Consider the following 23,062-nt stretch of genomic DNA (forward strand, 5'->3'; position numbering starts at 1 on the left):
GTTGCGCATCACATCGGTGTGCGCACTAAGGTGATATACGCTTGAGAATTTGTTGAATCGAAACGTTTTCGTTGCTCGCCAGCAGCCAGCGGCGTTGTAAAATGTGAAGTTGGGGGACGTCCGTCCTCACACTACGCTTATAGAAAACCACGATGGAATACGATCAACTCCCTAGAGCTGCCTTGATCAAGTTGCTCCAAGAGCACGATGCGGCGCTTGCCGAAGCCGGTAAGGATGGGATCATCATGAACTACACAGGGCGCGCAGCTCCCTGGCAGATCATCAGGCAGGTTAAGCCAAAGCTCAGCAAGACAATTGCTAAGGCATCGGTTGGGGATGCAGAGTCACAGGCCGCAAACGAGATTTGGGACGGAGAGAACCTCTCGACCATGGTCACGATGTATAAGTATCTTGGCCAAGTTGACCTCGTCCTCACGGACCCGCCCTACAACACCGGAGAGGACTTCCGATACAACGATAAGTGGGACAAGGACCCAAACGATCCAGACCTAGGCGATCTTGTGGCCAAGGATGACGGCTCGCGGCACAGCAAGTGGCTTAAATTCATGACTCCTCGGTTGTGGATGATGAAAGAGATGCTGAAGCCGGGGGGTGTCATCGCAGTTTGCATTGACCACCGCGAACTGTACCGCCTTGGCATGTTGATGGACGAGATCTTCAAGGAAGAGAATAGGATCGGGATTATCAACTGGCAGAAGTCTTACTCACCTAAGAGCGATACCGGGGGTAAAAAAGGGGGCGTGTCGACCGCAACCGAGTATGTACTCGTGTATGCCAAGGACACCGACCGCGCCCGGACGAGTTTGCTTGATCGCACCGACGAGATGAATGCACGGTACAGCAACGAGGATGACGACGACGATGGAGATTGGGCGTCTGATAATCCGTCAGGCCCTGGTGCCGAATCCCACCGAAAGATGGTCTACGCAATTCAAAGTCCGTTTACCGGTCAATTGTTCTACCCTCCCGAAGGTGCATGCTGGCGCAGCGATAAGAAAGACATGAGAGCTTGGCTGGAGGGCTGGGGCACGCCGTACGAAGAGAAGTGGATCGACGATGGTAACGAGTTCGTTGACGAAAAAACTGAGAAGACCGTACGTGTAAAGGCACTGGTACTGAAGGGGGCGAAATTCGCCGATGGCGAACCTATCGGCCCTAAGACCACGCTTCACTCCGCCCAGAACGCGGCTGAGGAAGTGTACGCAAGAGGCAAGTGGCCGCGCCTGATCTTTACATCGAAAGGCAAGGGCGGGCCTCGCTTGAAGCGCTATCTGAAGGATATTCGCAAAGGCAAAGTAGCGATGACCTATTGGGCAGACGACGATTATGACAGCCCAGTTGTCATTGACACTCAATCTTGGGATCATGAAGAGTCGGGACATAGCCAAACTGGACTGAATGAACTGGACAGCGTAGTAGGAAAAGGGCATGGCTTCAAGACCGTGAAGCCCTTGAGGCTCATCAAGAAAATTATTCAGCTTTGGTGCCGACCGGGCGGTTTGGTTCTTGACCCATTCGCAGGGTCGGGGACAACTGCTCATGCGCTGATCGAGCTCAATGAGGAGACGGGCGCGAATCGTAGATTTGTCTTAATCGAGCAGGGCAACACAGACAAGGGCGATCACTACGCAAGGTCTCTTACGGCTGAGCGGGTGAGGCGTGTCCTCACGGGTAACTGGGCGAGCGGTAAGCGACGTCCAATGTCTGGGGGCTTTTGCTTCCATGAGCTCAAGCGCGAAAAAATTGATGCCGAAGCTGTGAAAGCTCTCGAACGAGAAGAGATGATTGATCTCTTGCTGACCAGTTATTGGGAGCGAGCGGAGAAGGCACGCAGCTACCTCAAGCGCATACCTCCCGACAAGGCTAATCGGTATCTCTTCGGTGTCAATGCTCGGAATGAAGGCTTCTTCTTGGTTTGGGACGGCGTCCATGCAAATTCCGTCCTGAACCGCACAGTGTTCAAGGAGATCGCTAATGAGGCGGCCTCAAGCGGGCTCGCTTCAAAGTTCCATGTATACGCTGCAACGGCTCCTTACACCGGTCCCGGAATCGAGTTCTACAAGATTCCAGATCGAGTTCTAGAGCATATCGGGTTCAATGCTCGGTCCGATGCGTTCAATAACGAGGCCGACAATGCTTGAGCTGAAAGTTTTTCAAACGGAAAGCGCGGCCCTCATCGCGAACCGATACGCCTTCTTCGCAAACCATCCCAATCGTCCAAGGAAGGGGGCGACGCCGCGTCCTTTTTTTCAGGCGCTTTCTGCGCTTACCGGTGCTGGTAAGACTCCCATTTTGGCTGAGGCTGTTTCTACCATGCGGGGGCACTTCTCCGCAGAGCCAATGGTGTTCTGGATTTCGCGCGCTAAGTCCGTGGTTGCCCAGACTTACGCCAATTTCTCCGGGGGCGGAAAGTACTGCGAGATTTTGGATGGGTTCCGTGTCATTGGAATCGGCTCCCTGACGCCGGCTCTAATATCGGACTCAAGCGCGCCGCTTTTGGTTCTTGCAACGGTTGGTCTCTTTAACAACAAAGATCAGTCTGAAGGTGCGCTCAACATCTACAAGCAAGACAATGATCAGTTCGGGGATCGTTCGCCCTGGGAACGATTAATCGAACGAAAGAATAATGACGGCGTCCGCAGGCCGCTCATTGTCGTATACGACGAAGGGCACAACCTATCGCCACAGCAGGCTGAAATCCTCGGAGAACTTGAGCCTGACGCATATTTACTCGCGAGCGCCACGCTAACGCTACCGGAGACGTTCAATCGCTCGGTAGTCCGCTACATCAAGCAGTGGGTAGAGGATGACGTCAACGATGCATCCGCGCTTGAGAAGCTTTTGGCCTTGGACGAGAACGGCTCCCCCGACGCGGAGCGCTTCATCACCACGACCGTCAGCAGCGAACAGGTTGTGACTGCCCAGCTAGTGAAGAAGGCGATTCAGTTTGATGGCACCACTGCGCCGATGGAATATTCGTTGGATGAGCTGCACAAAAGGCTCGTTCTGATTCAGCAAGAGATCGCTACCGAAGGCTTGGCCGTGCGGCCTAAGGCGATTTACGTCTGCAAAACCAACGTTACGTCAGACGGGGAAAAAGACGACCATACTGCTCCGTTCGAGCTCCGCAGAGCTCCGCCAATCTTGATTTGGCGCTATTTGGTCGAGAACAAGGGTGTCGATCCAAAGGACATCGCGATCTACGCCAACCTTAATTTCGCAGAAGGCACGAAGCCAAACGAAGTAAATCTGTTTTCAAAAAAAGAGACGGATTTTGATGACTTCCAAGCCGGAGACTTTAAACACATCATTTTTAACCTGTCCTTGCAAGAGGGTTGGGATGACCCTGCTTGCTACCTGGCCTATATTGACAAGAGTATGGGATCGTCCGTGCAGGTGGAGCAGGTAATTGGTAGGGTTCTTCGCCAGTACGGAGCGACCCATTACGGAAATCCGTTGCTCAACAGCGCTCACTTTTTCCTTCGCGTGGATGACCAGAGTGTTTTCTCGGATGCTATCCGTAGCATCAAAGCTAAGCTCTCAGCTGAAGGGTCACCGATTGAAATTGTTGATAACTTCAGCGTCAGCAGTGGCGGTGTAGACGAGATTTATCCTCGCGATAATATTGATGTGGCATTGCATCAGGTGTATGTGGATTCGGAGGCTGCGAGAGCCCGAACTGCTGAGCTAACGGGAGATTTCTTGACCTTCGTTGAGGGCTCGAACGACACGACCGCTGCCGCTCACACTACGTCGCACGTTATAGACTTGACGAATCCAGCCGAAGACCTGGCTCCACCGCTCTGGACCCCGGAAGGACACACAAACCCCGTTCGATTGCGATGGCTGATCAACATGGCGGTAAAGGCGCGGTCGTCACGTGCCTTGGCGCTTCTTGATCTTCAGGGAACCAAGTTTGACGTTAGAGTCCAGCTGCAGAGTATCGCAAACAAGTATGCTGACAAATTAGCTGCAGAGGTGGTTACGGCGTTCTACCAACATGCTGAACTCGTTTATGAGTCTTCGGTGCCCTTCAAGTTCGGCGTTCTGCGAGTCCCCAAGAAGGCTCCAGCGTTTACCCATTCACTGTATCCGAAATACTCGGGTTTGAATAAATTCGAACTCGCATTTGCGGCAGAGCTTGATGCATCTGGCAATACTTGGCATAGAAATCCCTCGACTGGTGGATACCATATCCCTCTGTTGAGTGAAGGAGAGTCGGCCTCTTTCTACCCTGACTTTGTCGTCTGGAAAAATGACCTCGTGTTCTGTCTCGACACGAAAGGACGCCATTTGTTAACTGATGCTGTAGCTCGAAAGCTGTTTGATGTCAGCGAGGACGGCAAAGTCAAACTACACGTTCGATTCATTACGGAAGGGAAGCAGAGCTCGTTGCAGGGTAAAGCTATTAAAGGTGGATTCACCGTCTGGAAGATGAAGTCTGGTTCACCAACGCCTGTACACGTTCCTGACTTAGCAAAGGCAGTGACGGAATGCCTCAAATAAGGGAATGCATGATAAGGGCTGCACATGGCTGAGATTACGCGTCGACGGACAGGCGAGTTCTTGCGAGAGCTCTTCGATATTTTGGCAGGTGAACCAGAGGGGCTACGCGCAAGCGTAGCGCTTCGTCGGCTGGTTGAGCGAGTCACCCTCACGCCTTATGAATCTGGAAGCTATTCATCTGGAGGGCGACGTTTCGAAAAGATTGTGCGATTTGCGACCGTCGACTGTGTCAAGGCGGGATGGCTGAAGAAGGACAAAGGCATCTGGACCGTTACGGAGGAGGGGCGCCTCGCCTACGATAACCTCGTGGATCCTGAAGCCTTCTACCAGCGTGCTTGCAAGTTGTTCGCAGAATGGAGGGCCTCACAGCCAGACTCGACTACGCCTACTGTGGTTGAGCCCAGCCATGAGGGGAACACGGTTACCGCCGAGAAGGCAGTTACCATTACCTTTGAAGAGGCTGAAGAGCATGCCTGGGAAGAGATTTCGCAGTATCTTCGAGCGATGAATCCTTACGACTTTCAAGATTTAGTGGCAGATTTACTCGCCGCCATGTCTTACCACGTGAGTTGGGTGTCGCCGCCAGGGAAAGATGGGGGAGTTGATATCCTCGCGTGGCCAGACGTTTTGGGAACGAGGCCCCCTAGAATTAAGGTTCAGGTAAAACGACAGCAGCACGCTGTTAGCGTCGAAGGGCTTCGGTCGTTCATGGCCGTCCTAGGCGATGAGGACGTTGGACTGTTTGTGTGCACTGCCGGCTTTACCAAGGATGCGGAAACTGAAGCGCGAACACAGGAAAAACGCCGAGTCACATTGATCGGATTGGATAGGTTGTTTGACCTTTGGGTTGAGCACTACGACAAATTGACCGACTCCGCACGACGAAGGTTGCCTCTAAGGCCTATACAGTTCCTTTCTCCAGGCGGTTAGATCGTTAACAACGATTTGAGCGGTAGGTACACGTTTTGGTACACGCTTGTGCGGATTCCCGACTTCAGTCCCTTAGCTACGGGGTTGGTTCCCCCTATTCTACTTTCTGTATCGAAATAAGCGCAGGGCTCACAGCCAGGGCGCCAGCAGCTCCGCCACCCAGTCCATGAACAGCCGCGTGCGGGCCGGCACGTGCCGGCGCGACGGATACAGGAAGGACAGCGGCATCGGCGCCGCGCGCCATTGCGGCAGCACCTCGACCAGGCGGCCGTCCGCCAGCAGGGGACGCAGGCCGGCTTCCGGCGCCTGGATCATTCCGAGCCCGGCCAGGCAGGCGGCCCGGTAGGCGGCCGTGCTGTTGACGGTGAGGGCGCCGGGCATGGGAATGCGCCGGGTCTCTTCGCCATCCAGCCATTCCCAGCAAGGCGCGCTGCCGGATAAGCTGCTGTCGTAGTGCACCAGCCGGTGCCCGGGCAGGTCGTCGAGGCTTTGCGGCAGGCCGTGCTGCGCGAGGTAGGCGGGGCTGGCGCAATTCACCAGCCGGAAGCTGCCGAGGGGACGCGCCACCAGGTTGGAATCCACGAGGGTGCCGACCCGCAGCACGCAGTCATAGCCGTCGCGCACCACGTCCACGCGGCGGTCGGCGCTGCCCAGGTCGATCAGCAGCTGCGGGTGGCGCGCCATGAATTCGCCCAGGCGCGGCAGCACCAGGTCGGTGGCCAGCCCGACCGACATGTCCACCCGCAGGCGCCCGCTCACGCTGGCGCCGCCCGAGCGGAACATGCCGCGCAGGGATTCGACCTGTTCCAGCACCTCGCGGCTGCGGCCGAAAAACGCCTCGCCCTCCTGCGTCATCTGCACCCGGCGCGTGGTCCGCTGCAGCAGGCGGGTGCCCAATTCTTGTTCCAGCTCGCTCACCGCAGCCGAGACGGTGGCGTTGGGCATGCCGAGCTGGCGCGCGGCGCCGCTGAAGCTGCCCAGTTCGGCCACCTTGAGGAAAACGGCGATGGCGTCGATATCGTTCATGGATTATTAGTCTTTTCTGCAAAGTTCAGGCAGGAATGGCTAGTTTATTTCAGTCGGGATGAAAAATATACTGGGTTTTCTCATTCGTTATTCAGGAGCCCAGCATGACCAACCGTATCGCCCTCATCACCGGCGCCAGCCGCGGCCTCGGTCGCAACATCGCCACCCACCTGGCCGCGCGCGGCACGGACGCCATCCTCACTTACCAGCACAATGCCGCGGCGGCGAATGAAGCCGTGCAAGAACTTCATGCCCTGGGCCGCCGCGCGGTCGCCCTGCCGCTCGACGTGGCCGACAGCCGCGCCTTTCCCGCATTTGCCGCCCAAGTACGCGAGACCCTGGCCGGCGCCTGGCAGCGCGGCCAGTTCGACATCCTGGTCAACAATGCCGGCAGTGGCCTGCATGCGCCCTACCTCGACACCACCGAGGAGCAGTTCGACAGCATGATCGCGATCCACCTGAAATCGGCCTTCTTCCTGACCCAGGCGCTGCTGCCCCTGCTTGCCGATGGCGGCCGCATCCTGAATGTCTCGAGCGGCCTGGCGCGCTTTTCGATCGCCGGCGCCGCGGCCTATGCCCTGGCCAAGGGCGGGGTCGAGGTGCTGACCCGCTACCAGGCGCGCGAGCTGGCGCCGCGCGGCATCGCGGTCAACGTGCTGGCGCCCGGCGCCATCGAGACCGATTTCAATGGCGGCATGGTGCGCGACAATGCCCAGCTCAATGCGTTTGTCACCAGCCAGACGGCGCTGGGGCGCGTCGGCCTGCCGGACGATATCGGCGCGGCGGCGGCGGCCCTGCTCGACGAAGGCAACGGCTGGATGACGGGGCAGCGCATCGAGGTCTCGGGCGGCATGTGGCTGTGAGGCGGTTAGGGGCGTGGCCGCTTATCGTCCCGGGCCCTCCGGCACAGTCGTGCTAGGCTGACGCTTCATCCATCACGGGATTGCCACGATGCGCCTGCCACAGTTTTCCTTATCTTCCCTGGCCAGGTTCTGCGGCCTGATGCTGCTGGCCGGCCTGCTGTCGTCCTGCGCCAGCCTGTCCGGCCCGCGCCAGGTCGAGATCCCGCTGCACAAGCTGCAGGCAGGCCTGGAGCGCCGCTTCCCGGTGAATAACCGGCTGATGCAGATCTTCGACATCCGCCTGTCGCGTCCGCTGCTCTCGCTGCAGCCGGAAGCCGACCGGGTGGCGCTGGCGCTGGAAGCGGCGGTGTCGCCGCCCTTCGCCAGCAACGCCTGGAGCGGCAGCGTGTCGTTCTCGGGGCGCCTGTACGTCGATCCGGGCCGCTCCGCCATCATGATGGCCGAGCCGCGCGTGGACCGGCTGGTGCTGGGCGCCAACCCGGAGGCGGAGCGCCAGCTCACGCGCGTGGCCAACACCCTGATCGACACGGTGGTGCGCGACCTGCCCGTGTACAGCTTCGACATGCAGGACCTGCGCTATGCCGGCGTGCAGTTCATCCCGACCCGCATCCAAACCACACGCAGTGGTCTGTTGGTGACGCTGGAGCCGGCGAAGTAGCGGATTCGCCACGCCCACCTTTGTGCATCTACAAGCCGATTAGCAATGCGATATTATTTTCGCGTACTGCGACGCGAGGCGTTGGAGAAATGTTGCACCCATGCCGCATCGGCTGGCGCCCACCATCCCACGATTGCAGAGCCAACCCGTTCGGCGCACACTGATACGGCTTGGACTGCCGCGGCGCGTGTGCCCCGCAGTCCGGGGTTGAGGTTTCTCATTGGCATGATGTTCCGCTGAAGTAATCTGGGTTGAACTTCAGTCTGTTGCAGGGGGTGGATCGTGGAAACGACACAGGAAAGTTTTCCGGACAACGGGCTGGCGACCGAGCCAGTGCTTGCCTCGGTAGCGACGGCCATGCCGGCAAGACTGAGCTTGCCTGCCAAGGGATCGTGCTGGTATTGCGAGAAACCGCTCGACAGCGTACGCCGCTTCTGCGGTAAATCCTGCGCCGATGCGTTCGACGAAGAAGCCGAGTTCACCCGCTGAACGAAGCCGGGCGGGCTAGTGCCCGGCCCCGGGGCGCAGCACCTGCAGCGCCCCCTCGAAATCGAAGGCGGCCATCGCCGCCTGCAACTGCCCCATGCGCGCCTCGCCCAGCCGGGCGGCGAGATCCGCCTGGTATTCCCCGATAAAGTCCTGCGCGGTGCTGTCCCCAAGGTCGAGCAGCGCGCAAAGGCGCGCCATGTCCGGGTCGTCTGCCTGCACCGCATCCGCTTCAGGTACCTCCTGCGCAGGGCAGGGCAGCAGCGCATCGAGTTGCGCCATCACGCGCGTCAGTTCCCGCTCCAGGCAGGCAAGCAGCCGTGGATCTGCGCCGGCGCCCGCGCGCAGTGCGTGTTCGACGTCCGCGGCCAACTGGCGCAATGGGCGCGCCTCGATCATCGCCGCCGCACCCTTGAGCGTATGGGCGATGCGCTGCGCGAGCGGCAGGTCGCCGCCGGCAAGCGCCGCACGCAGGCGCGCCGCAATGCCGCGGTAGTCGATATGGAAGCGGGTCAGCACGCGCTCGTACATCCCCTGGTCGCCCATCAGGCGTTCGAGCCCGGCGCGGTAGTCCAGCGCCGGGGCGGCAGCGCGCGCCGGATCGGGAAATCCGGGGGCGCTGCTGTCGCCGGAAGGGGAAGCGTCGCTCACCGTGTGGTGAACGACCAGTCCCGCGTCACCGGGGCGCCATTCACCGTGCCGCTGAAGCTGGCCTCGTAGGTGGTATTGGCCTTGAGCGGCGCCAGCGGCACGATCGCCGCCGCGGTGCGCTCGCCCGACGGGTAGACCACCTGCACCTGCAGGTTGGCGCCGCCGCGCGGACGCAGCGTGAAGGCCTGCATCGCTACGCGCGCATCGATATTGGCGTGCACGCTGACCGGGTAGCCGACTTCATTGAGGTTGGCGACCGGATCGGGCTCCTCGCTGTCGCTCATGAAATTCGGCGTGACGGCGGTCTGGCCGCTGAACGGCCAGGTGACCAGGGCGTTGGCGCCGATGCCGGGACCGAAGCCGCCGCGGGTGGCGAAATCGGCGGTGAAATAACTGTAGCGGGTCGACGAGGTGCCCGCGCCGGTGCCGATCTCGCGGAACTTCGGCTCGAACATCACGAAGCGGTGGTAGATCGCGGTGATCAGTTCTTCGGCCATGAAGAAGCCGTTGCCGTTGGTGGTGCCCGAGATGACTTCGCCGTAGGCGTAGCCGTTTTGCGGAATGGTGTAGCCGGCCGCGTTCAGGCGGTCGCGCAGCGTGGCGCCGGTGAAGCCCGGCCGGCCAGCGACCTGGTCGTGGCTCATCACGTTATTGGTGCGCAGGTATTCGGAGTGGCCCAGCGCCGCATTGTTGATTTGCGCATTCACCGTCACGACCGGCACGCCGGCCTGGGTGCGGCGGTAGTTGATCCAGTTGCGGCCATCGACGGCGATGTCGTTGGTCTGCACCGGGGCTGCGGGATCGAGCGCGAGGCCGCCGCTGCCGCCGCCCGTGCCCGTGGCGCTGGCAGGAGGCGTGTTGGCGGATGGCGTGACGCTGGCAGGGCCGGTGCTGTCGCCGCCTCCGCCTCCGCAAGCGGCCAGGCCCGCAGCCATGACTGCGGCCGCCAGCGTGGCGACGGAAGAACGCCACTGGGGCATATAGCTCATCTTGCAACTCCTGTCAATACGGTGAAAGCAAGCGACATTCTAGAGTAAAAAACCGGGCCCTGCCCGTGCGCGTTGTTGTGCGACGCCAGCTTATTTCGCTGCCTGTAGAATGTGACATCCAACCCCTTGCCGAGCAGTCAATTGAAGCCATCCAACCAGCAGCGCCTTGCGCGTGCCAAGTTCGCCCTGCCCAGTTTCGTGACGCTGCTCTCGATTGCCTGCGGCTTCGGCAGCATCGTCATCTCGGTGGACAACGCGCACGTGGGCGCCCCCGACGATTACCGCTTGGCGGCGATCCTCTTGGTGCTGGCCGGCGTGTTCGATGCACTCGATGGCTTTGTCGCGCGCGCCACCAATACCCAGTCCAGCTTCGGCATGCAGCTCGACTCGATCGCCGACGTCATGAACTTCGGCTGCGCCCCGGGCCTGCTGCTGTATTGCTACGGCTTTGCGCAGATGAACATGGCGCATCCGACCCTGGTGCGCATGGGCGGCCTGGCCTGCTTCATCTTCGTGACCTGCGGCGCGCTGCGCCTGGCGCGCTTCAACATCAGCGCCGGCCGCACCGACCCGCGCTATTTCGTCGGCATGCCGATCACCGCGGGTGCGGCCTGCGTGGCTTCGGTGGTGGTGGCCTGGCCCGATCCGCTGACCACCATGGGCCAGTGCTTCGCGCTGATGGCGCTGATGGTCGGCGTCGGCACCCTGATGGTGTCGACCATCCGCTTCCCGAGCTCGAAGCACCCGCGCGGCAAGGTCATGCTGGTGCTGCTGGCCGTGTGCCTGGTGTTGCTGGCGCTGCTGCAGACGCGCTTCTTCGTGCTCTTCTTCCTGCTGTATATCTGCGCGACGCTGCTGCTCAATATCGCGTGGCGCACCGGCTGGCGCGGCGTGGCGCCGCCGAAGGTGTACGAAGACTAAGAACGGGCGGGACCTTACGCGAACCGGTCCAGCATCGCCGCCAGGTGCGCGGCGCTGGCCCGGGCTTCTTCGACATCGGCCGCATTGCCCGTCTGCGTCTGGATCGCCCCCGCCAGCAGCTGCACGAAGGAGCGGTCGAGCGCCTTGCGCGCCGCCGCCATCTGCTGGGCCACGGCATCCACGTCCGAGGGGTCGGCCGCCAGGGCAATGAGCTTCTGCACCCCGCGCAGCTGGCCCTCGATGCGCGCCAGCCGGTTGAGCAGATCCTTCTTCTGCTGCCCGGTCAGGGCGCTGCCTTCGACGATCTTGAGCTGGCCCTCGGCCATGCTCAAGCCACTTCGTGCCCGCGTGCGGCGCGCAGGATGCGGAACCAGTCGTCGCGCTCGAGGGTGAAGGTGGTGCCCAGCACCGCTTCGCGGATCGCTTCGATGCGGCCGGTGCCCGTGAGCGGGACCGGGCGGCTCGGCAGCGCCATGATCCAGGCGAACAGCACGCTGGCGAAGGGCCAGCCCATGCGCGCCGAGACCTCGTCGATCACCTTGCGCACCTCGGCCGCGTTGGCGTCGTCCGAGGTGAACAGGCGCCCGCCGCCCAGCGGCGACCAGATCATCGGAGCGATGCGCAGGTCCTGCAGGCCGTCGAAGGTCTCGTCGAACATCGGCGTGGTGGCCATCGGCGAGAACTCGACCTGGTTGGTGGCGAGCGGCACGCGCCGGTTCAGGCATTCGAACTGGTGGCGCGTGAAGTTCGACACGCCGAAGTGCTTGACCTTGCCGGCTTCCTGCAGGCGCACGAAGGCTTCGGCGACTTCGTCGAAGTCCATCAGCGGATCGGGGCGGTGGATCAGGAGCAGGTCGAGGTAGTCGGTGCCCAGCTGGCGCAGCGACTCCTCGGCCGAGGCGATGATGTGGCTGGCCGTGGTGTCGTAGTGCTGGATGCCGTGCTCCGGGCGCTTGGACGACACCAGCTTGATGCCGCACTTGCTCACCAGTTCGATGCGCTCGCGCAGCGAAGGCTGGGCGCGCAGGACGTCGCCGAAGGTGGTCTCGACGCCGTAGTCGCCATAGATGTCGGCGTGGTCGAAGGTGGTCACGCCCAGCGCCAGGCACTGTTCGATGAAGGCAAGGTGGGCGTCGTGCGTCATGCTCCATTCGTTCATGCGCCACATGCCGGCCACGATGCGCGACAGTTCGGGGCCGCCTTCACGCGTGCTGATGCGCGGGCATTGCAGGTCGGCGGAGTGTTGCTGGGTCATGGTCAGTCCTGTAGGTTCGATGGGTCGATTATAGCGGTGCGGGGACAAACAAAAAGCCCGCCCGGCTTGCGCGCGGACGGGCTTTCGAACAAGCGGCACCGGATTACTGCATCCAGAGGCGCATCGAATCCCAGGCGCGGCCGAAGATGCTCGCTTCCGCCACTTCTTCCAGCGCCACCACCGGCAGCGCGACCAGCGGCTTGCCGTCGACGGTCATCTTCAGGGTACCCACCTGGCCGTTACGCGGCAGCGGCGCCATCAGCGGGTCCTTGCGTTCCAGGACCGGCTTCATTCTCGCGGCCACGCCCTTCGGCACGGTGATCAGCACGTCGCGGTTGAAGCCGATCTTCACGGTCGACTGCGAACCCTTCCACACCGGCGGGGTCGCCACGGCCTGGCCCTTGGCGTAGAGCTTGATGGTGTCGAAATTCTGGAAGCCCCAGTTCAGCAGCTTCTGGCTTTCCTGGGTGCGCACCGCGTCCGAGGTGGTGCCCAGCACCACCGAGATCAGGCGGCGCTGGCCCGAATTGCCGTTCGGGCGGCGCGCCGAAGCGATCATGCTGTAGCCCGAGGTGTCGGTGTGGCCGGTCTTCATGCCGTCCACGGTCGGGTCCAGCCACAGCAGGCGGTTGCGGTTCTGCTGGGTGATCTTGTTGTAGGTGAACTGCTTGATCGAGTCGATCTTGTAGAACTGCGGGAAGTCGCGGATCACGCTCGCGGCCATCACCGACAAATCGTAGGCGGTCGAGTAGTTGTTCGCGTCCGGCAGGCCGTGCGGGTTGGCCCAGCGGGTGTTCTTCATGCCCAGGCGCTCGGATTCGCGGTTCATCAGGGTGACGAAGGTGCCTTCGTCGCCGGCCACGGCTTCGGCCAGCGCCACGGCGGCGTCGTTACCCGACTGGATCATCAGGCCGTGCAGCAGGTCGTTGACCGACACCGGGGTAGCCGGGTCGATGAACATCTTCGAGCTGCTGGCATCGACTTTCCAGGCGCGGGTCGAGACGTTCACCATCGTGTCCAGCGTGAGCTTCTTGTCGCGCAGCGCGGCGAAGGTGACATAGGCGGTCATGACCTTGGTCAGCGACGCCGGTTCGATGCGGGCGTTCTGGTCCTGCGCCGCGATGACCTGGCCGCTCGTTGCATCGAGCAGCAGCCACGATTTGGCTGCGATGGACGGGGCCGGGACGGTCTGCGCGCTGGCCGAAGCCATCAACAGGCTGGCGGCCAGGGCCGCGAACAGTTTTTTCATGGGATCGTTTCGTTAATAAAAAGATGGTAACGCGCGCTAAAGCGCAGGCAATTGATAGTATTGCCTTGGAAGAAGACGCTAATTATTGCACAGGGAACGCGTCAAATGTCACGCCGCCACATTTCTACGACAAGATTTTTAATGTGGCCGAGCTTGCGGTGGAAGAAGTGGTCGGCCCCGGGAATGACCGTCACCGGGATGTCGAGCGGGCGCGCCCAGTCGAAGACTTCCTGCAGCGTGATCGTATCGTCCAGTTCGCCGTGGATCAGGATGGTGTCGGCGGGGACGGGCGGCATCGGCCATTTGCCGGCCGCGGTGCCGACCAGCACCATGCGCTCGGCGGGGCGGCCCTCGGCGATCAGGCGCTGCTGGAACTGGGCCTGCACGAAGGTGCCGAACGAGAAGCCGCTCAGCGCCACCGGCAGGCCGGGGTATTGCGCGACCATGTGCTGGTACATGATGTCCATGTCGTCGACTTCGCCGCGGCCGTCGTCATGCACGCCTTCGGATTCGCCCACGCCGCGGAAATTGAAGCGCGCGGTGGCATAGCCCAGGGTGATGAAGGTGCGCGCCAGGGTCTGGGCCACCTTGTTTTCCATGGTGCCGCCATACAGCGGGTGCGGGTGCGCGACCAGCGCGATGCCGCGCGGCGCCGCTTCCGGCAGGTCGAGGATGCACTGCATCTTGCCGGCGTGGCCGTCGAGGGTGAATTTATGCGAATACTTGTTCATTACGTGTTGTCGAGTGCTTGGATAATCAGATTTTCAGGCGTTCCACGACCTTGCCGCCCACCAGGTGGGTCTCGATGATGTCGTCGATGTCGGTCGTGTCCACGTAGGTGTACCAGGTGCCTTCCGGGTAGATCACCAGCACGGGACCTTCCTCGCAGCGGTCAAGGCAGCCGGCCTGGTTCACGCGGATGCGTCCGGTGTCCTTCAGCCCCAGTTCCTTGATGCGTTTCTTGGCATGCTTCTGGGCCTTCTCGGCGCCGCACTTGCCGCAGCTTTCACGGGCATCTTTGCCCTCGCGCTCATTCATGCAGAAAAAAATGTGGTGCTTATAATACGGTTGCTCGTCGTTCATGTCAGTTCCTTCCATGGAAAGCCGGGCCAGGCGCCAGGCGTAATGATACGGCAATCGGCTTGGGCGTCAGCCTGGAGGATGCGCGCGCGGCTCTTGCCGGTTGAGCTTATGGGAAGGCAGCAGCAGGAACCACAGCGCAAAGAAGGGCCACAGCAGGGCCAGGAACTGGGCCGCGCCATTGAAGTTCAGGAACTTGCCCTGCACCCAGCCCTGCAGGGTGGAGACGAAATACGGGTTCACCGGAATCGTGTTCACGACGATCAGGCTCAGCACCAGGGTCACCACCGCCAGCCGGCGCTGCGCCACCTGGGGCGCGAACACCAGGCCCGAGAGCATGATCAGGCCGATGATGAAGCCACCCTCGGCGCCGGGCGTGACCCACACGAAGGCATTGTCGGGCCGGAACAGCAGGGAGCTCGACAGGGTCTTGAACAGCAGCGCGGTGGCCAGGAACACCACCATCAGCAGGAAGCGCGGCGCGCTGCGGCGCACCAGGCACATCAGGGTGAGCACGGCGCCGGTCATGCCGCAGGCCGTGATGATGGTCTCGGACAGCCAGTACTGCTCGACCGTCATGGTCACGCCCGGGCGCAGCATGGCGACCAGGTCGATGTCGGCATCGAACCATTTCGACAGCCAGTTCGACACCAGCGGCAGCACCTGGCCATGCCCGAACAGGTAGCTTTGCGGGTAGAGCTGGGCCAGCGGCCATAGGGCCACCAGCACCAGGCCCTGGCTCGCATACGACGCGAACCAGCGGCGGCGCAGCTGGAACAGGCGGCTCTGGTCGAGCAGGCTGCGCGCCCACCAGGCGCCCAGGATCGCGCCTACCATGCAGCCGCCCGCATTGGTGACGAGGTCGAGGTTCGAGGGCACGCGGCTGGGCAGGAAGTTCTGCACCACTTCCATCGAGCCCGAAACCAGGATGCCGGCCAGGCTGGCCAGCAGCACCGCCCACAGGCCGCGGATGCGCGGGTAGACCGACAGCACCAGCAGCACGCCGAAGGGGATGTAGCCGATGATGTTGACCGAGACATCGAAGCCGGTCCAGTAGCGCGGCCGCACCAGGTTCAGGAAGGTCAGCAGCGGCACGCCGCTGTTGCGCCAGCCGGTGAACGGGTACCAGCTGGCGTAGATGATCAGGAGCAGGTAGGCCAGCAGCGCCGCGCGTGCGATCGGCGAGCCGCGCCCTTCGCGCGGGCGTTCGCGTAGATCGGTGGCGGCGTCCGGCCTGCTCATCGCTTGGAAGGTTCGACCCGGGTCTCGACTGTCTTCAGCCAGGCCAGGATGTCCGCCGCCACCGCATCGGTGCTGGCGGCGAGGGCGCGCGCGCCGCCCGGTGCGTCGGCGCTCGGCGCCGGGGTGCTGCGGCTGAAGCTGCGCTGGTCGACCAGTCGGTGGTCGTTGAACAGCGAGGCGCGCAGCACCAGCTGGCCTTCGCTCTGGCTCACGCCGGAAAAGCCGTGCACGAAGTCGTCCACTTCCACGCGCAGGATCGGCACGTTGGTGGTGGCGTCGGTGGCCGACAGCACCTTCAGGCCCGATTGCGCCAGGCGCGTCTTGAAGCGCTGGGTCACCATCTGCAGTGGATTGCTGCTCCAGCGGCTGTTGGCATAGGTACGGGCCTGCAGCGCATCGGCGTAATTCAGGCGGTAGTACATGCGCTCGTTCTCCAGCGCGGCCGGGCCGGTGGCGTCCATCACGACCAGGGCCGGCATGTTGGCCGGCGCCGCGCCTGGGGCTTGCTGGTTGATCGACGCGGGGCCGAAGTCGTAGGTGGTGCTTTCCTCGGTCTTGCTGGTGCTGGCGCAGCCTGCCAGCAGGACGGCAGCGGCGGCGAGGGCAGTCAAGGAGCGGAGCGAAGTTGCGGTCACGGTGGTCCTCATTTGGTCGGGGGCACGAAGCCGGGTTCGCCGGGGCCCGGCTGGGCGCTCGGGGCGCCGAACAGGATGCTTTGCGGGCGGTCGGACAGCGAGGTCGCGGTGCGCTTGACGGCCCGCAGGGCGCCGCGCGCCTCGTCGGTCATTTGTACGACGTGCGGCAGGGTCTCGAGTTCGAGTTCGCTGGTCGCACCCTGCAGCGAGCCGATCGCGCCGTTCAGGCGTTCGATCGGGCCGTCCTTGGCCTGCAGGCTGACGGCCAGCTGGGTGTAGCTGTCGGCCGTCTTGTCGACGCTGGCGGCGGCCGAGTCGAACGAGGTCAAGCTGCGGTCCAGTTTCGCGGTCAGCGCCGGCAAGCGGTCGAAGGTCGGCTCGAGCTTTTGCGGAATCGCGGCATAGGCGTCGGCCGCCTTGCCGATGCTGTCGAACGCGCCGATGATGGTTTGCTGGTTTTCCGGCGTGACCATCTTGCTCAGGCTGTCGGTGATCTGCTCGGTTTTTTCCAGGATCGCCAGGCCGCGTTTTTCCAGCTGGTCGAGCAGGCCGGGTCGCAGCGGGATGCGCACGGCCTGGTCTTCGCGCTGCGCCAGGCGCGGCGAGCCGGTGCGGTCGTCGTCGAGCTGGATGAAGGCGATGCCGGTCACGCCCTGGTAGCCCAGCGTCGCGAAGGTGGTGGTGGTGATCGGCGAGTCCTTTTCGATGGCCAGGCGGATCAGGATCTGGCCGGTCACGCGCGGATCGAACACGATCTCTTCGACGCGGCCGACCTCCAGGCCCCGGTAGCGCACCGTGGCCTGCGGGTTCAGGCCCGGGATCGACTGGGTCGTCACGATCTCGTAGGGCAGCAGTTCGGTGCGGTCGCGGTTGAACCACATGCCGGCGAGGATCGCGGCAACCAGCAGGGCGATCGTGAAGACGCCCGTCATCAGGGCATACGACCTGTTTTCCATATTCAGTCCTCCGATTCGTTCTGGGCCTGGCGCTCTTCGAGCACTTCCAGGGCCCGCTGGCCGCGTGGGCCCAGGAAAAAGTGTTTGATGAACGGATGCTCGACCCGCAGCACGTCGCACGAGGGGCCCACGGCCAGCACATGCTTCTCGGCCAGCACCGCGATACGCGACGACAGGGCGAACAGCGTGTCCAGGTCGTGGGTGACCATGACGACCGTGAGCTTGAGTTCGCGGTGCAGGGTCTGGATCAGCGCGACGAACGCGTCCGACAGGTCGGGATCCAGGCCCGCGGTGGGCTCGTCCAGGAACAGCAGCTGGGGTTCGAGCGCCAGCGCGCGCGCCAGGGCGGCCCGCTTGACCATCCCGCCCGACAGGTCGGACGGCATCTTGTTGGCGTGCTCCGGGCCCAGGCCCACCATGTCCATCTTGAGCAGCACGGCGTCGCGGATCACGTCCTCGGGCAGCGCGCGCAGCTCGCGCATCGGCAGGGCGATGTTGTCGAACACCGTCAGCGCCGAATACAGCGCGCCCTGCTGGAACAGCATACCCCAATGGTTGCGCATGTGCTGCAGCTGTTCCGGCTCGGCCGCGCTGATGTCCTCGCCGAACACCTTCACGCAGCCGGCCGAGGGCTGCTCCAGTCCCAGCATCTGGCGCAGCAGCACGGTCTTGCCGGTGCCGGAACCGCCGACGATGGTCAGGATTTCGCCGGCATAGATGTCCAGGTTCAGGTCCTGGTGCACCACCGTGCGGCCGAAGCGTGTCCACAGGTTGCGGATCTCGACCACCGGCGGGCCGACGTCTTCCTCTGGCCGCTTGTTCAGGCGCTGCGGCTGGCGCTGGTTTTTATCGTCGGCCATCAGAACCCCACGCCGTTGAAGACGATCGCGAACACCGCGTCGGCCAGGATCACGAGGGTGATCGCGGTGACCACCGCCGTGGTGGTGCCGCGGCCCAGGCTTTCGGTATTCGGTTCGATGCGCAGGCCGAAGTGGCAGGAGATCAGCGCGATCAGCATGCCGAACACGCAGCCCTTGAGCAGGCCGATCGTGTAGTTCACCACCGGCACCGCGTCCGGCAGCTTCTGCAGGAAGTAGCGGAACGACATGCCCAGCTCGATCTTGGCCGAGACCATGCCGCCGATCAGGGCCATGGCGTCGGTCCACACCACCAGCAGCGGCATCGAGATGGCCAGTGCCAGCACTTTCGGCATGATCAGGCGGTAGCCATGCGAGATGCCCATGACCAGCATCGCGTCGAGTTCCTCGGTCACGCGCATCACGCCCAGTTGCGCGGTGATCGACGATCCCGAGCGGCCGGCCACCAGGATCGCCGCCAGCAGCGGCCCCAGCTCGCGGATCACGCTCATGCCCAGGATGTCGACCAGGTAGATGTCGCCGCCAAAGGCGCGCAGCTGCTGGGCCGACAGGAAGGACAGCACGACGCCGATCAGGAAGCCGACCAGCGCCGTGATGCCCAGCGCCTGGAACCCGGAATGGTAGATATTGGCCGAGATTTCGCGCCAGGGCCCGGTGGACGGGCGGCGGATGAAACGGCCGATGTCCTGGGTCAGCTGGCCGATCAGGGTGACGAAGGCCTTCACGTGTTCGAAAAAGGACAGGATGCCCGCGCCCAGCACGATCAGCCAGTTCAGCGGGCTGACGCGATGGCGCGCCAGCTTGATGGCGCCGGCCTTCTCGATGCGGTTGAACAGTTCTTCCTGGCGCGGATCGAGCGTGAGCTGTCCGGGGCGGTGCTTGCCCCAGGCATTCCAGAACATCTGGGCGCCGATGTGATCCAGGCGATCGATGTTCGACAAGTCCCAGGCGATGCTGTCCTTGTGCTTGAGCGCGGCCAGTGTGCGCGTGATGCCCTTCAGGACACCGCGCCGCGACAGCGTATGGACTTGCCATACCCCGCTCGCCACGACAGATTGGGCCGCGCTTTGCTCGGAATGCTGGATGGTTAATATTGGCGCATTTTCAATCTGCATTGCGCCAGTGTAAAAGAGAATCGTTATCGTTGCTACACGTTAGCAAGCGCTTCACGCTGCGAGGTGGCGGACCTGTCGTGCCGGGGCTGCCGGGACGCCTTGCACGGCCACCGGCTTGTGTGCGTGGGTATCGACTTTGCCGGCGTAATCGCTCGCCACCAGGGCTGCGGCATCAGGGCGCGGCATGCCGCGCAGCTCCAGCCATTCCTGCACCAGCTTGGCCAGTTTCTCGAGCGCGATGCGGTGGGTGGCATCCGTCTTCGTGTAGATCCAGTCCGAGAAAGCCATGAAGTTCTCGAAGGGGCTGTCCGCCAGCAGCACGCGCGTGGTGTGGGCAAAGCGTCCCGAATTGGCCACCAGGTCCCAGTAGCGGGCAAAACGCACCAGGCGCTGCATGGTGGCGAAGTCGATCCGGTCGGTGGCCAGCACGGTATAGGGCGGGTAGGGATCGTAGACCATGCCGAAAGGCCCGGTGTGGCGGATGATGGGCGTGCCGCGCAGGCGCTTGAGGATGCCGAACTGGATCTCCTGCGCCCCCAGGCCCACCAGCTGGTCGAATCCGCGCGCGAAGCTGGCCACGTCCTCGCCCGGCAGGCCGGCGATCAGGTCCACGTGCAGGTGGGTCTGCGAGTGCTCGCACAGCCAGCGGATGTTGTCGGCCGCCTTGGCATTGTCCTGCCGGCGGCTCACCAAGGCCTGCACCTCGGGGTTGAAGCTCTGGATGCCGATCTCGAACTGCAGCGCACCGGGCGGGAATTTCGCGATCGATTCCTTCAGCGCGTCCGGCAGGTGGTCGGGCACCAGCTCGAAGTGGGCATACACCGGGTCGTTCGGCGCGGCCTCGAGCTTATCGAGGAAGAACTGCATGATGCGCAGGCTGGTCTTGACGTTCAGGTTGAAGGTGCGGTCGACGAACTTGAACAGGCGCGCGCCGCGCGCATGCAGCGACTCCATCTGCTCCAGGAAGGCGTCGAGCGGGAACGGCCAGGCGGTCTTGTCGAGCGAGGACAGGCAGAACTCGCACTTGAACGGGCAGCCGCGCGAAGCTTCCACGTACAAGGTGCGGTGGGCGATGTCATCTTCGCTATATAAATCGTAGGGCAGGGCGATCTGGTCCATCGGCGGCTGCACGCCCGCATGTACCCTCATCAGGGGCTTGGGGCCGTCGAGGATCTCGCCGCACAGCTTGGGAAAGGTGACGTCGCCCCAGCCGGTCACCACATAATCGGCCAGTTTCACGATTTCCTGCTCGCCGGTCTCGTGCGATACCTCGGGGCCGCCCAGGACCACCACGACCCCGGGCGCCACGCGCTTGAGCATGGCCACGACGCGTGTGGTTTCTTCCACGTTCCAGATATAGACGCCGAAACCGACGATGCGCGGCTGCTGCGCCAGCAGGCGCTCGACCAGGTCGGCGGTCTTGGCGCCGATCACGAATTCGTGGATCGAGGTCTGGGCAGCGAGCGCCCCCATGTTGGCCAGCAGGTAGCGCAGCCCGAGGGAAGCGTGGGTGTAGCGCGCGTTGAGCGTGGAAAGCAGGATCGTCATCCGGCGCATTGTACCGAAAGCGCCGGCAGGTTCATGGGGCGTGGACGTAGCGTCGCATAAAAGCAAAAAACCGCCGCGGCTTGCGCCGGGCGGTTTTTTGTCGCAACAAGCAGTCGATTACTTGGTGGTGCGGGTGCCGACCACTTCGATGGTCACGCGACGGTTCTTGGCGCGGCCTTCGGCGGTTGCGTTGTCAGCCACCGGCTGGGTTTCGCCCTTGCCTTCGGTGTACAGGCGCGCTGGGTCCAGGCCTTTCGAGACCATGTAGGCCTTGACTGCATCGGCGCGGCGCATCGACAGCTTGTCGTTATAGGCGTTGGTGCCGACCGAGTCGGTGTGGCCGACGGCGATCATGACTTCGGTGTTCATGCCCTGCAGCTTGGTCATGAACTCGTCCAGAGCGGCTTTGCCTTCTGGCTTGACGATGGCCTTGTCGAAGTCGAACAGCGCTTCAGCGGCGATCGAGACTTTTTCCGAGGTTGGGACTGGCTCGGCTGCCGGCGCCACTGGAGCGGCGACTGGTGCTGGTGCTTCGACGATCGGAGCTGCTGCCGGAGCGACGTAAGCGACCTTGGCTGGACGGCCGAACTTGTAGACCAGGCTCACCGACGCCATGTCGACGTCGCCGTTGTTGTAGACGGCGTCGGTCACGCGGTAACGCTCGACTTCAGCGCGCAGTGCCAGGGCTTCGCTCAGCTTGAACTCGGCGCCGACGCCGATCTTGGCGTGACGACGGCCTTCGTTTGGCGGGTTAGGGTTGCTGACCGCGTTCAGGAAGTTGCCGCTGTAGCTGGTGCGTGCTTTAGCGTACTGGACGCCGGCGCGGGCCAGCAGCGACAGGCGCTCGGTCAGTGGCAGGGTGCCGACCAGATCCAGGTTCACGCCACGGAAGTCGGTTTCGCTGCGCAGGGTACGGCCGGCGGTGCTGCCAGCGTCGAACGAGAAATCGCCCAGATCGAAGTAGCCCAGTTCAACGCCGATGTAGCGGTTGAACTTCTTGCCGACGAAGAGCTTGTAGCCGGTGTCGCGGTTGTCCGCGTTGAACGAAGTCAGCGGCAGGCCGGCGGCCGACATGCGGTTTGCCAGGTCGTTGTTATAGATGTCGGCGCGGGTACGGCCGACGCCTGCACCCATGTACCAGGCGGTGTTCGCCCAGTCAGGGTTCACGGTTGCCTGGGTTTGCATCGGTGCCTGAGGCGCCATGTCCTGGGCCGAAGCGGTGCTCATCATGGTTGCGCAGGCCAGTGCGATCAGTGCGGCGAGTTTGCTCGAGTTTTTCATTGTTCTATCTTCAGTAGGTAAATAAGTTATATGGTGGTCTGTTCGTTGCTCAAGGCGACAGCAGCAGCCAACCGTTTCCAACACCATCCGCAGCCGAGGCAGATATCGATCATCAGGGGCGCGGAACCCAGCATGATAATCGAAAAGCCAATGTTGCTTGTTCGGCCAAGAGGTTCTGGTTCAGGCGACCTCAGGAAGAATTATTACCTTTCGGCATGTGGCGTACTGTTCGCTACCGCTCATAACGAGAAATATTCTCAAATTCGCAACACATGATTTTTGGGCGATGCGCGCACGCGAGATATTCGAGAGACCGGTCGAATTTTTCGGAGCCACTTGTGGCTCGCGCAGCGTTTTGTTATGATCTCGCCTCCGACGCAGAAGCAGCCTTGATGGCAGCGACAGCGGAGGAAACGAAGGGGTTGACGAGTTGCACGAAACACCGCATACTCTCGCTTCTCTGCTGCTGACGAACACAACGCTTCGTCGAATACAGCAAGGCAGTACCGAATACCGTTCTTTAACAATCAACAGTCGATAAGTGTGGGCGTTTGATGAAGGTGCCAGTGACTTCGGTCATTGAATACTTAAATTTTCAAATGTTCACAAAAAAGAAATACGTTGCTCAGCAATGAGTAACGGTCAGTATTTTGAGTGAGCGACCCCTTAGCAATAAGGGTGACAGAAATGTCAGCAACAGAGATTAAACTGAAGAGTTTGATCCTGGCTCAGATTGAACGCTGGCGGCATGCTTTACACATGCAAGTCGAAC

22 protein-coding genes and 1 rRNA gene are annotated in these 23,062 nt (G+C 62.3%); 8 read left to right on the top strand and 15 right to left on the bottom strand.

The window, feature by feature from the left end; translation table 11 throughout:
• Nucleotides 1–152: 152 nt before the first annotated feature.
• Genes AC3XQU_RS20695 through AC3XQU_RS20705 form a run of 3 tightly spaced genes read left to right on the top strand, consistent with a single transcriptional unit; the run spans nt 153 to nt 5,457 of the window.
• The gene (locus AC3XQU_RS20695; RefSeq protein ID WP_489876048.1) at nt 153–2,162 is read left to right on the top strand and encodes a site-specific DNA-methyltransferase; all 2,010 of its coding nucleotides are present in this window, start codon (nt 153–155) and stop codon (nt 2,160–2,162) included.
• A complete protein-coding gene (locus AC3XQU_RS20700) occupies nt 2,155–4,527 on the top strand; it encodes a DEAD/DEAH box helicase (RefSeq protein WP_489876049.1) in 2,373 nt (790 codons plus the stop codon). Before AC3XQU_RS20695 ends, AC3XQU_RS20700 begins: the two co-directional genes overlap by 8 nt.
• 24 nt (nt 4,528–4,551) lie before the next feature.
• On the top strand, nt 4,552–5,457 hold the full coding sequence (locus AC3XQU_RS20705; RefSeq protein WP_489876050.1) for a restriction endonuclease: 906 nt from the start codon (nt 4,552–4,554) through the stop codon (nt 5,455–5,457).
• Nucleotides 5,458–5,586: 129 nt separating this feature from the next.
• Here the strand turns inward: AC3XQU_RS20705 and AC3XQU_RS20710 are convergent, their stop codons facing one another.
• Entirely contained in the window at nt 5,587–6,483 is an 897-nt protein-coding gene (locus tag AC3XQU_RS20710; protein ID WP_489876051.1) for a LysR family transcriptional regulator, read from the bottom strand.
• 104 nt (nt 6,484–6,587) lie between these two features.
• Here AC3XQU_RS20710 and AC3XQU_RS20715 point away from each other — a divergent pair, with 104 nt between their 5' ends.
• From AC3XQU_RS20715 to AC3XQU_RS20725, 3 genes are all read left to right on the top strand, one after another.
• Complete coding sequence (locus AC3XQU_RS20715; protein WP_489876052.1) at nt 6,588–7,346, top strand: SDR family NAD(P)-dependent oxidoreductase; 759 nt, start codon at nt 6,588–6,590, stop codon at nt 7,344–7,346.
• A gap of 88 nt (nt 7,347–7,434) precedes the next feature.
• A complete protein-coding gene (locus tag AC3XQU_RS20720) occupies nt 7,435–8,004 on the top strand; it encodes a DUF1439 domain-containing protein (protein ID WP_489876053.1) in 570 nt (189 codons plus the stop codon).
• Between the two features lie 282 nt (nt 8,005–8,286).
• Nucleotides 8,287–8,493, top strand: coding sequence for a hypothetical protein (locus AC3XQU_RS20725; protein WP_489876054.1), 207 nt, complete (start codon nt 8,287–8,289; stop codon nt 8,491–8,493).
• Between the two features lie 15 nt (nt 8,494–8,508).
• Here the strand turns inward: AC3XQU_RS20725 and AC3XQU_RS20730 are convergent, their stop codons facing one another.
• Together AC3XQU_RS20730 and AC3XQU_RS20735 are read right to left on the bottom strand one after the other, a co-directional pair.
• Complete coding sequence (locus AC3XQU_RS20730) at nt 8,509–9,141, bottom strand: Hpt domain-containing protein (RefSeq protein WP_489876055.1); 633 nt, start codon at nt 9,139–9,141, stop codon at nt 8,509–8,511.
• On the bottom strand, nt 9,138–10,130 hold the full coding sequence (locus tag AC3XQU_RS20735) for a CAP domain-containing protein (protein ID WP_489876056.1): 993 nt from the start codon (nt 10,128–10,130) through the stop codon (nt 9,138–9,140). Before AC3XQU_RS20735 ends, AC3XQU_RS20730 begins: the two co-directional genes overlap by 4 nt.
• Nucleotides 10,131–10,271: 141 nt before the next feature.
• Between AC3XQU_RS20735 and pssA the strand changes: the two genes are divergently transcribed.
• On the top strand, nt 10,272–11,051 hold the full coding sequence (gene pssA / locus AC3XQU_RS20740; protein WP_489876057.1) for a CDP-diacylglycerol--serine O-phosphatidyltransferase: 780 nt from the start codon (nt 10,272–10,274) through the stop codon (nt 11,049–11,051).
• A 14-nt stretch (nt 11,052–11,065) separates the two neighbouring features.
• Here the strand turns inward: pssA and AC3XQU_RS20745 are convergent, their stop codons facing one another.
• From AC3XQU_RS20745 to AC3XQU_RS20800, 12 genes are all read right to left on the bottom strand, one after another.
• A complete protein-coding gene (locus tag AC3XQU_RS20745) occupies nt 11,066–11,377 on the bottom strand; it encodes a metal-sensitive transcriptional regulator (protein WP_489876069.1) in 312 nt (103 codons plus the stop codon).
• A gap of 2 nt (nt 11,378–11,379) precedes the next feature.
• Entirely contained in the window at nt 11,380–12,306 is a 927-nt protein-coding gene (locus AC3XQU_RS20750; RefSeq protein WP_489876058.1) for an aldo/keto reductase, read from the bottom strand.
• Between the two features lie 103 nt (nt 12,307–12,409).
• Nucleotides 12,410–13,555, bottom strand: coding sequence for a D-alanyl-D-alanine carboxypeptidase family protein (locus AC3XQU_RS20755; RefSeq protein ID WP_489876059.1), 1,146 nt, complete (start codon nt 13,553–13,555; stop codon nt 12,410–12,412).
• A 101-nt stretch (nt 13,556–13,656) separates the two neighbouring features.
• Nucleotides 13,657–14,286, bottom strand: a complete 630-nt coding sequence (locus tag AC3XQU_RS20760) for an alpha/beta hydrolase (protein ID WP_489876060.1) — start codon at nt 14,284–14,286, stop codon at nt 13,657–13,659.
• A gap of 25 nt (nt 14,287–14,311) precedes the next feature.
• Complete coding sequence (locus AC3XQU_RS20765; RefSeq protein ID WP_489876061.1) at nt 14,312–14,638, bottom strand: (2Fe-2S) ferredoxin domain-containing protein; 327 nt, start codon at nt 14,636–14,638, stop codon at nt 14,312–14,314.
• A gap of 66 nt (nt 14,639–14,704) precedes the next feature.
• Nucleotides 14,705–15,877 carry a VanZ family protein gene (locus AC3XQU_RS20770; RefSeq protein ID WP_489876062.1) on the bottom strand — a complete coding sequence of 391 codons (1,173 nt, stop codon included), beginning with the start codon at nt 15,875–15,877 and terminating at the stop codon, nt 14,705–14,707.
• A complete protein-coding gene (locus AC3XQU_RS20775; RefSeq protein ID WP_489876063.1) occupies nt 15,874–16,512 on the bottom strand; it encodes an ABC-type transport auxiliary lipoprotein family protein in 639 nt (212 codons plus the stop codon). Before AC3XQU_RS20775 ends, AC3XQU_RS20770 begins: the two co-directional genes overlap by 4 nt.
• Nucleotides 16,513–16,520: 8 nt before the next feature.
• Nucleotides 16,521–17,468 carry an MlaD family protein gene (locus AC3XQU_RS20780; RefSeq protein ID WP_489876064.1) on the bottom strand — a complete coding sequence of 316 codons (948 nt, stop codon included), beginning with the start codon at nt 17,466–17,468 and terminating at the stop codon, nt 16,521–16,523.
• 2 nt (nt 17,469–17,470) lie between these two features.
• Nucleotides 17,471–18,328 (bottom strand): ABC transporter ATP-binding protein, encoded by an 858-nt coding sequence (locus AC3XQU_RS20785; RefSeq protein ID WP_489876065.1) that lies wholly within the window; start codon nt 18,326–18,328, stop codon nt 17,471–17,473.
• On the bottom strand, nt 18,328–19,461 hold the full coding sequence (locus tag AC3XQU_RS20790; RefSeq protein ID WP_489876066.1) for an MlaE family ABC transporter permease: 1,134 nt from the start codon (nt 19,459–19,461) through the stop codon (nt 18,328–18,330). The genes AC3XQU_RS20785 and AC3XQU_RS20790 overlap by 1 nt, the downstream gene beginning before the upstream one ends.
• 51 nt (nt 19,462–19,512) lie before the next feature.
• On the bottom strand, nt 19,513–21,009 hold the full coding sequence (locus tag AC3XQU_RS20795) for a B12-binding domain-containing radical SAM protein (protein WP_489876067.1): 1,497 nt from the start codon (nt 21,007–21,009) through the stop codon (nt 19,513–19,515).
• Between the two features lie 117 nt (nt 21,010–21,126).
• Complete coding sequence (locus AC3XQU_RS20800) at nt 21,127–22,290, bottom strand: OmpA family protein (RefSeq protein ID WP_489876068.1); 1,164 nt, start codon at nt 22,288–22,290, stop codon at nt 21,127–21,129.
• Between the two features lie 705 nt (nt 22,291–22,995).
• Between AC3XQU_RS20800 and AC3XQU_RS20805 the strand changes: the two genes are divergently transcribed.
• Nucleotides 22,996–23,062 (top strand): 16S ribosomal RNA (locus tag AC3XQU_RS20805); the annotation flags it as partial.

The organism is Telluria sp. AZSoR62 (assembly GCF_058111565.1).

What these genes read in the sequence shown, in the direction of transcription:
- AC3XQU_RS20695 (WP_489876048.1), top strand. Translation starts at nt 153, where the DNA reads ATGGAATACGATCAACTCCCTAGAGCTGCCTTGATCAAGTTGCTCCAA.
- AC3XQU_RS20700 (WP_489876049.1), top strand. Translation starts at nt 2,155, where the DNA reads ATGCTTGAGCTGAAAGTTTTTCAAACGGAAAGCGCGGCCCTCATCGCG.
- AC3XQU_RS20705 (WP_489876050.1), top strand. Translation starts at nt 4,552, where the DNA reads ATGGCTGAGATTACGCGTCGACGGACAGGCGAGTTCTTGCGAGAGCTC.
- AC3XQU_RS20710 (WP_489876051.1), bottom strand. Translation starts at nt 6,483, where the DNA reads ATGAACGATATCGACGCCATCGCCGTTTTCCTCAAGGTGGCCGAACTG.
- AC3XQU_RS20715 (WP_489876052.1), top strand. Translation starts at nt 6,588, where the DNA reads ATGACCAACCGTATCGCCCTCATCACCGGCGCCAGCCGCGGCCTCGGT.
- AC3XQU_RS20720 (WP_489876053.1), top strand. Translation starts at nt 7,435, where the DNA reads ATGCGCCTGCCACAGTTTTCCTTATCTTCCCTGGCCAGGTTCTGCGGC.
- AC3XQU_RS20735 (WP_489876056.1), bottom strand. Translation starts at nt 10,130, where the DNA reads ATGAGCTATATGCCCCAGTGGCGTTCTTCCGTCGCCACGCTGGCGGCC.
- AC3XQU_RS20745 (WP_489876069.1), bottom strand. Translation starts at nt 11,377, where the DNA reads ATGGCCGAGGGCCAGCTCAAGATCGTCGAAGGCAGCGCCCTGACCGGG.
- AC3XQU_RS20750 (WP_489876058.1), bottom strand. Translation starts at nt 12,306, where the DNA reads ATGACCCAGCAACACTCCGCCGACCTGCAATGCCCGCGCATCAGCACG.
- AC3XQU_RS20755 (WP_489876059.1), bottom strand. Translation starts at nt 13,555, where the DNA reads ATGAAAAAACTGTTCGCGGCCCTGGCCGCCAGCCTGTTGATGGCTTCG.
- AC3XQU_RS20760 (WP_489876060.1), bottom strand. Translation starts at nt 14,286, where the DNA reads ATGAACAAGTATTCGCATAAATTCACCCTCGACGGCCACGCCGGCAAG.
- AC3XQU_RS20765 (WP_489876061.1), bottom strand. Translation starts at nt 14,638, where the DNA reads ATGAACGACGAGCAACCGTATTATAAGCACCACATTTTTTTCTGCATG.
- AC3XQU_RS20770 (WP_489876062.1), bottom strand. Translation starts at nt 15,877, where the DNA reads ATGAGCAGGCCGGACGCCGCCACCGATCTACGCGAACGCCCGCGCGAA.
- AC3XQU_RS20780 (WP_489876064.1), bottom strand. Translation starts at nt 17,468, where the DNA reads ATGGAAAACAGGTCGTATGCCCTGATGACGGGCGTCTTCACGATCGCC.
- AC3XQU_RS20785 (WP_489876065.1), bottom strand. Translation starts at nt 18,328, where the DNA reads ATGGCCGACGATAAAAACCAGCGCCAGCCGCAGCGCCTGAACAAGCGG.
- AC3XQU_RS20790 (WP_489876066.1), bottom strand. Translation starts at nt 19,461, where the DNA reads ATGCAGATTGAAAATGCGCCAATATTAACCATCCAGCATTCCGAGCAA.
- AC3XQU_RS20795 (WP_489876067.1), bottom strand. Translation starts at nt 21,009, where the DNA reads ATGACGATCCTGCTTTCCACGCTCAACGCGCGCTACACCCACGCTTCC.
- AC3XQU_RS20800 (WP_489876068.1), bottom strand. Translation starts at nt 22,290, where the DNA reads ATGAAAAACTCGAGCAAACTCGCCGCACTGATCGCACTGGCCTGCGCA.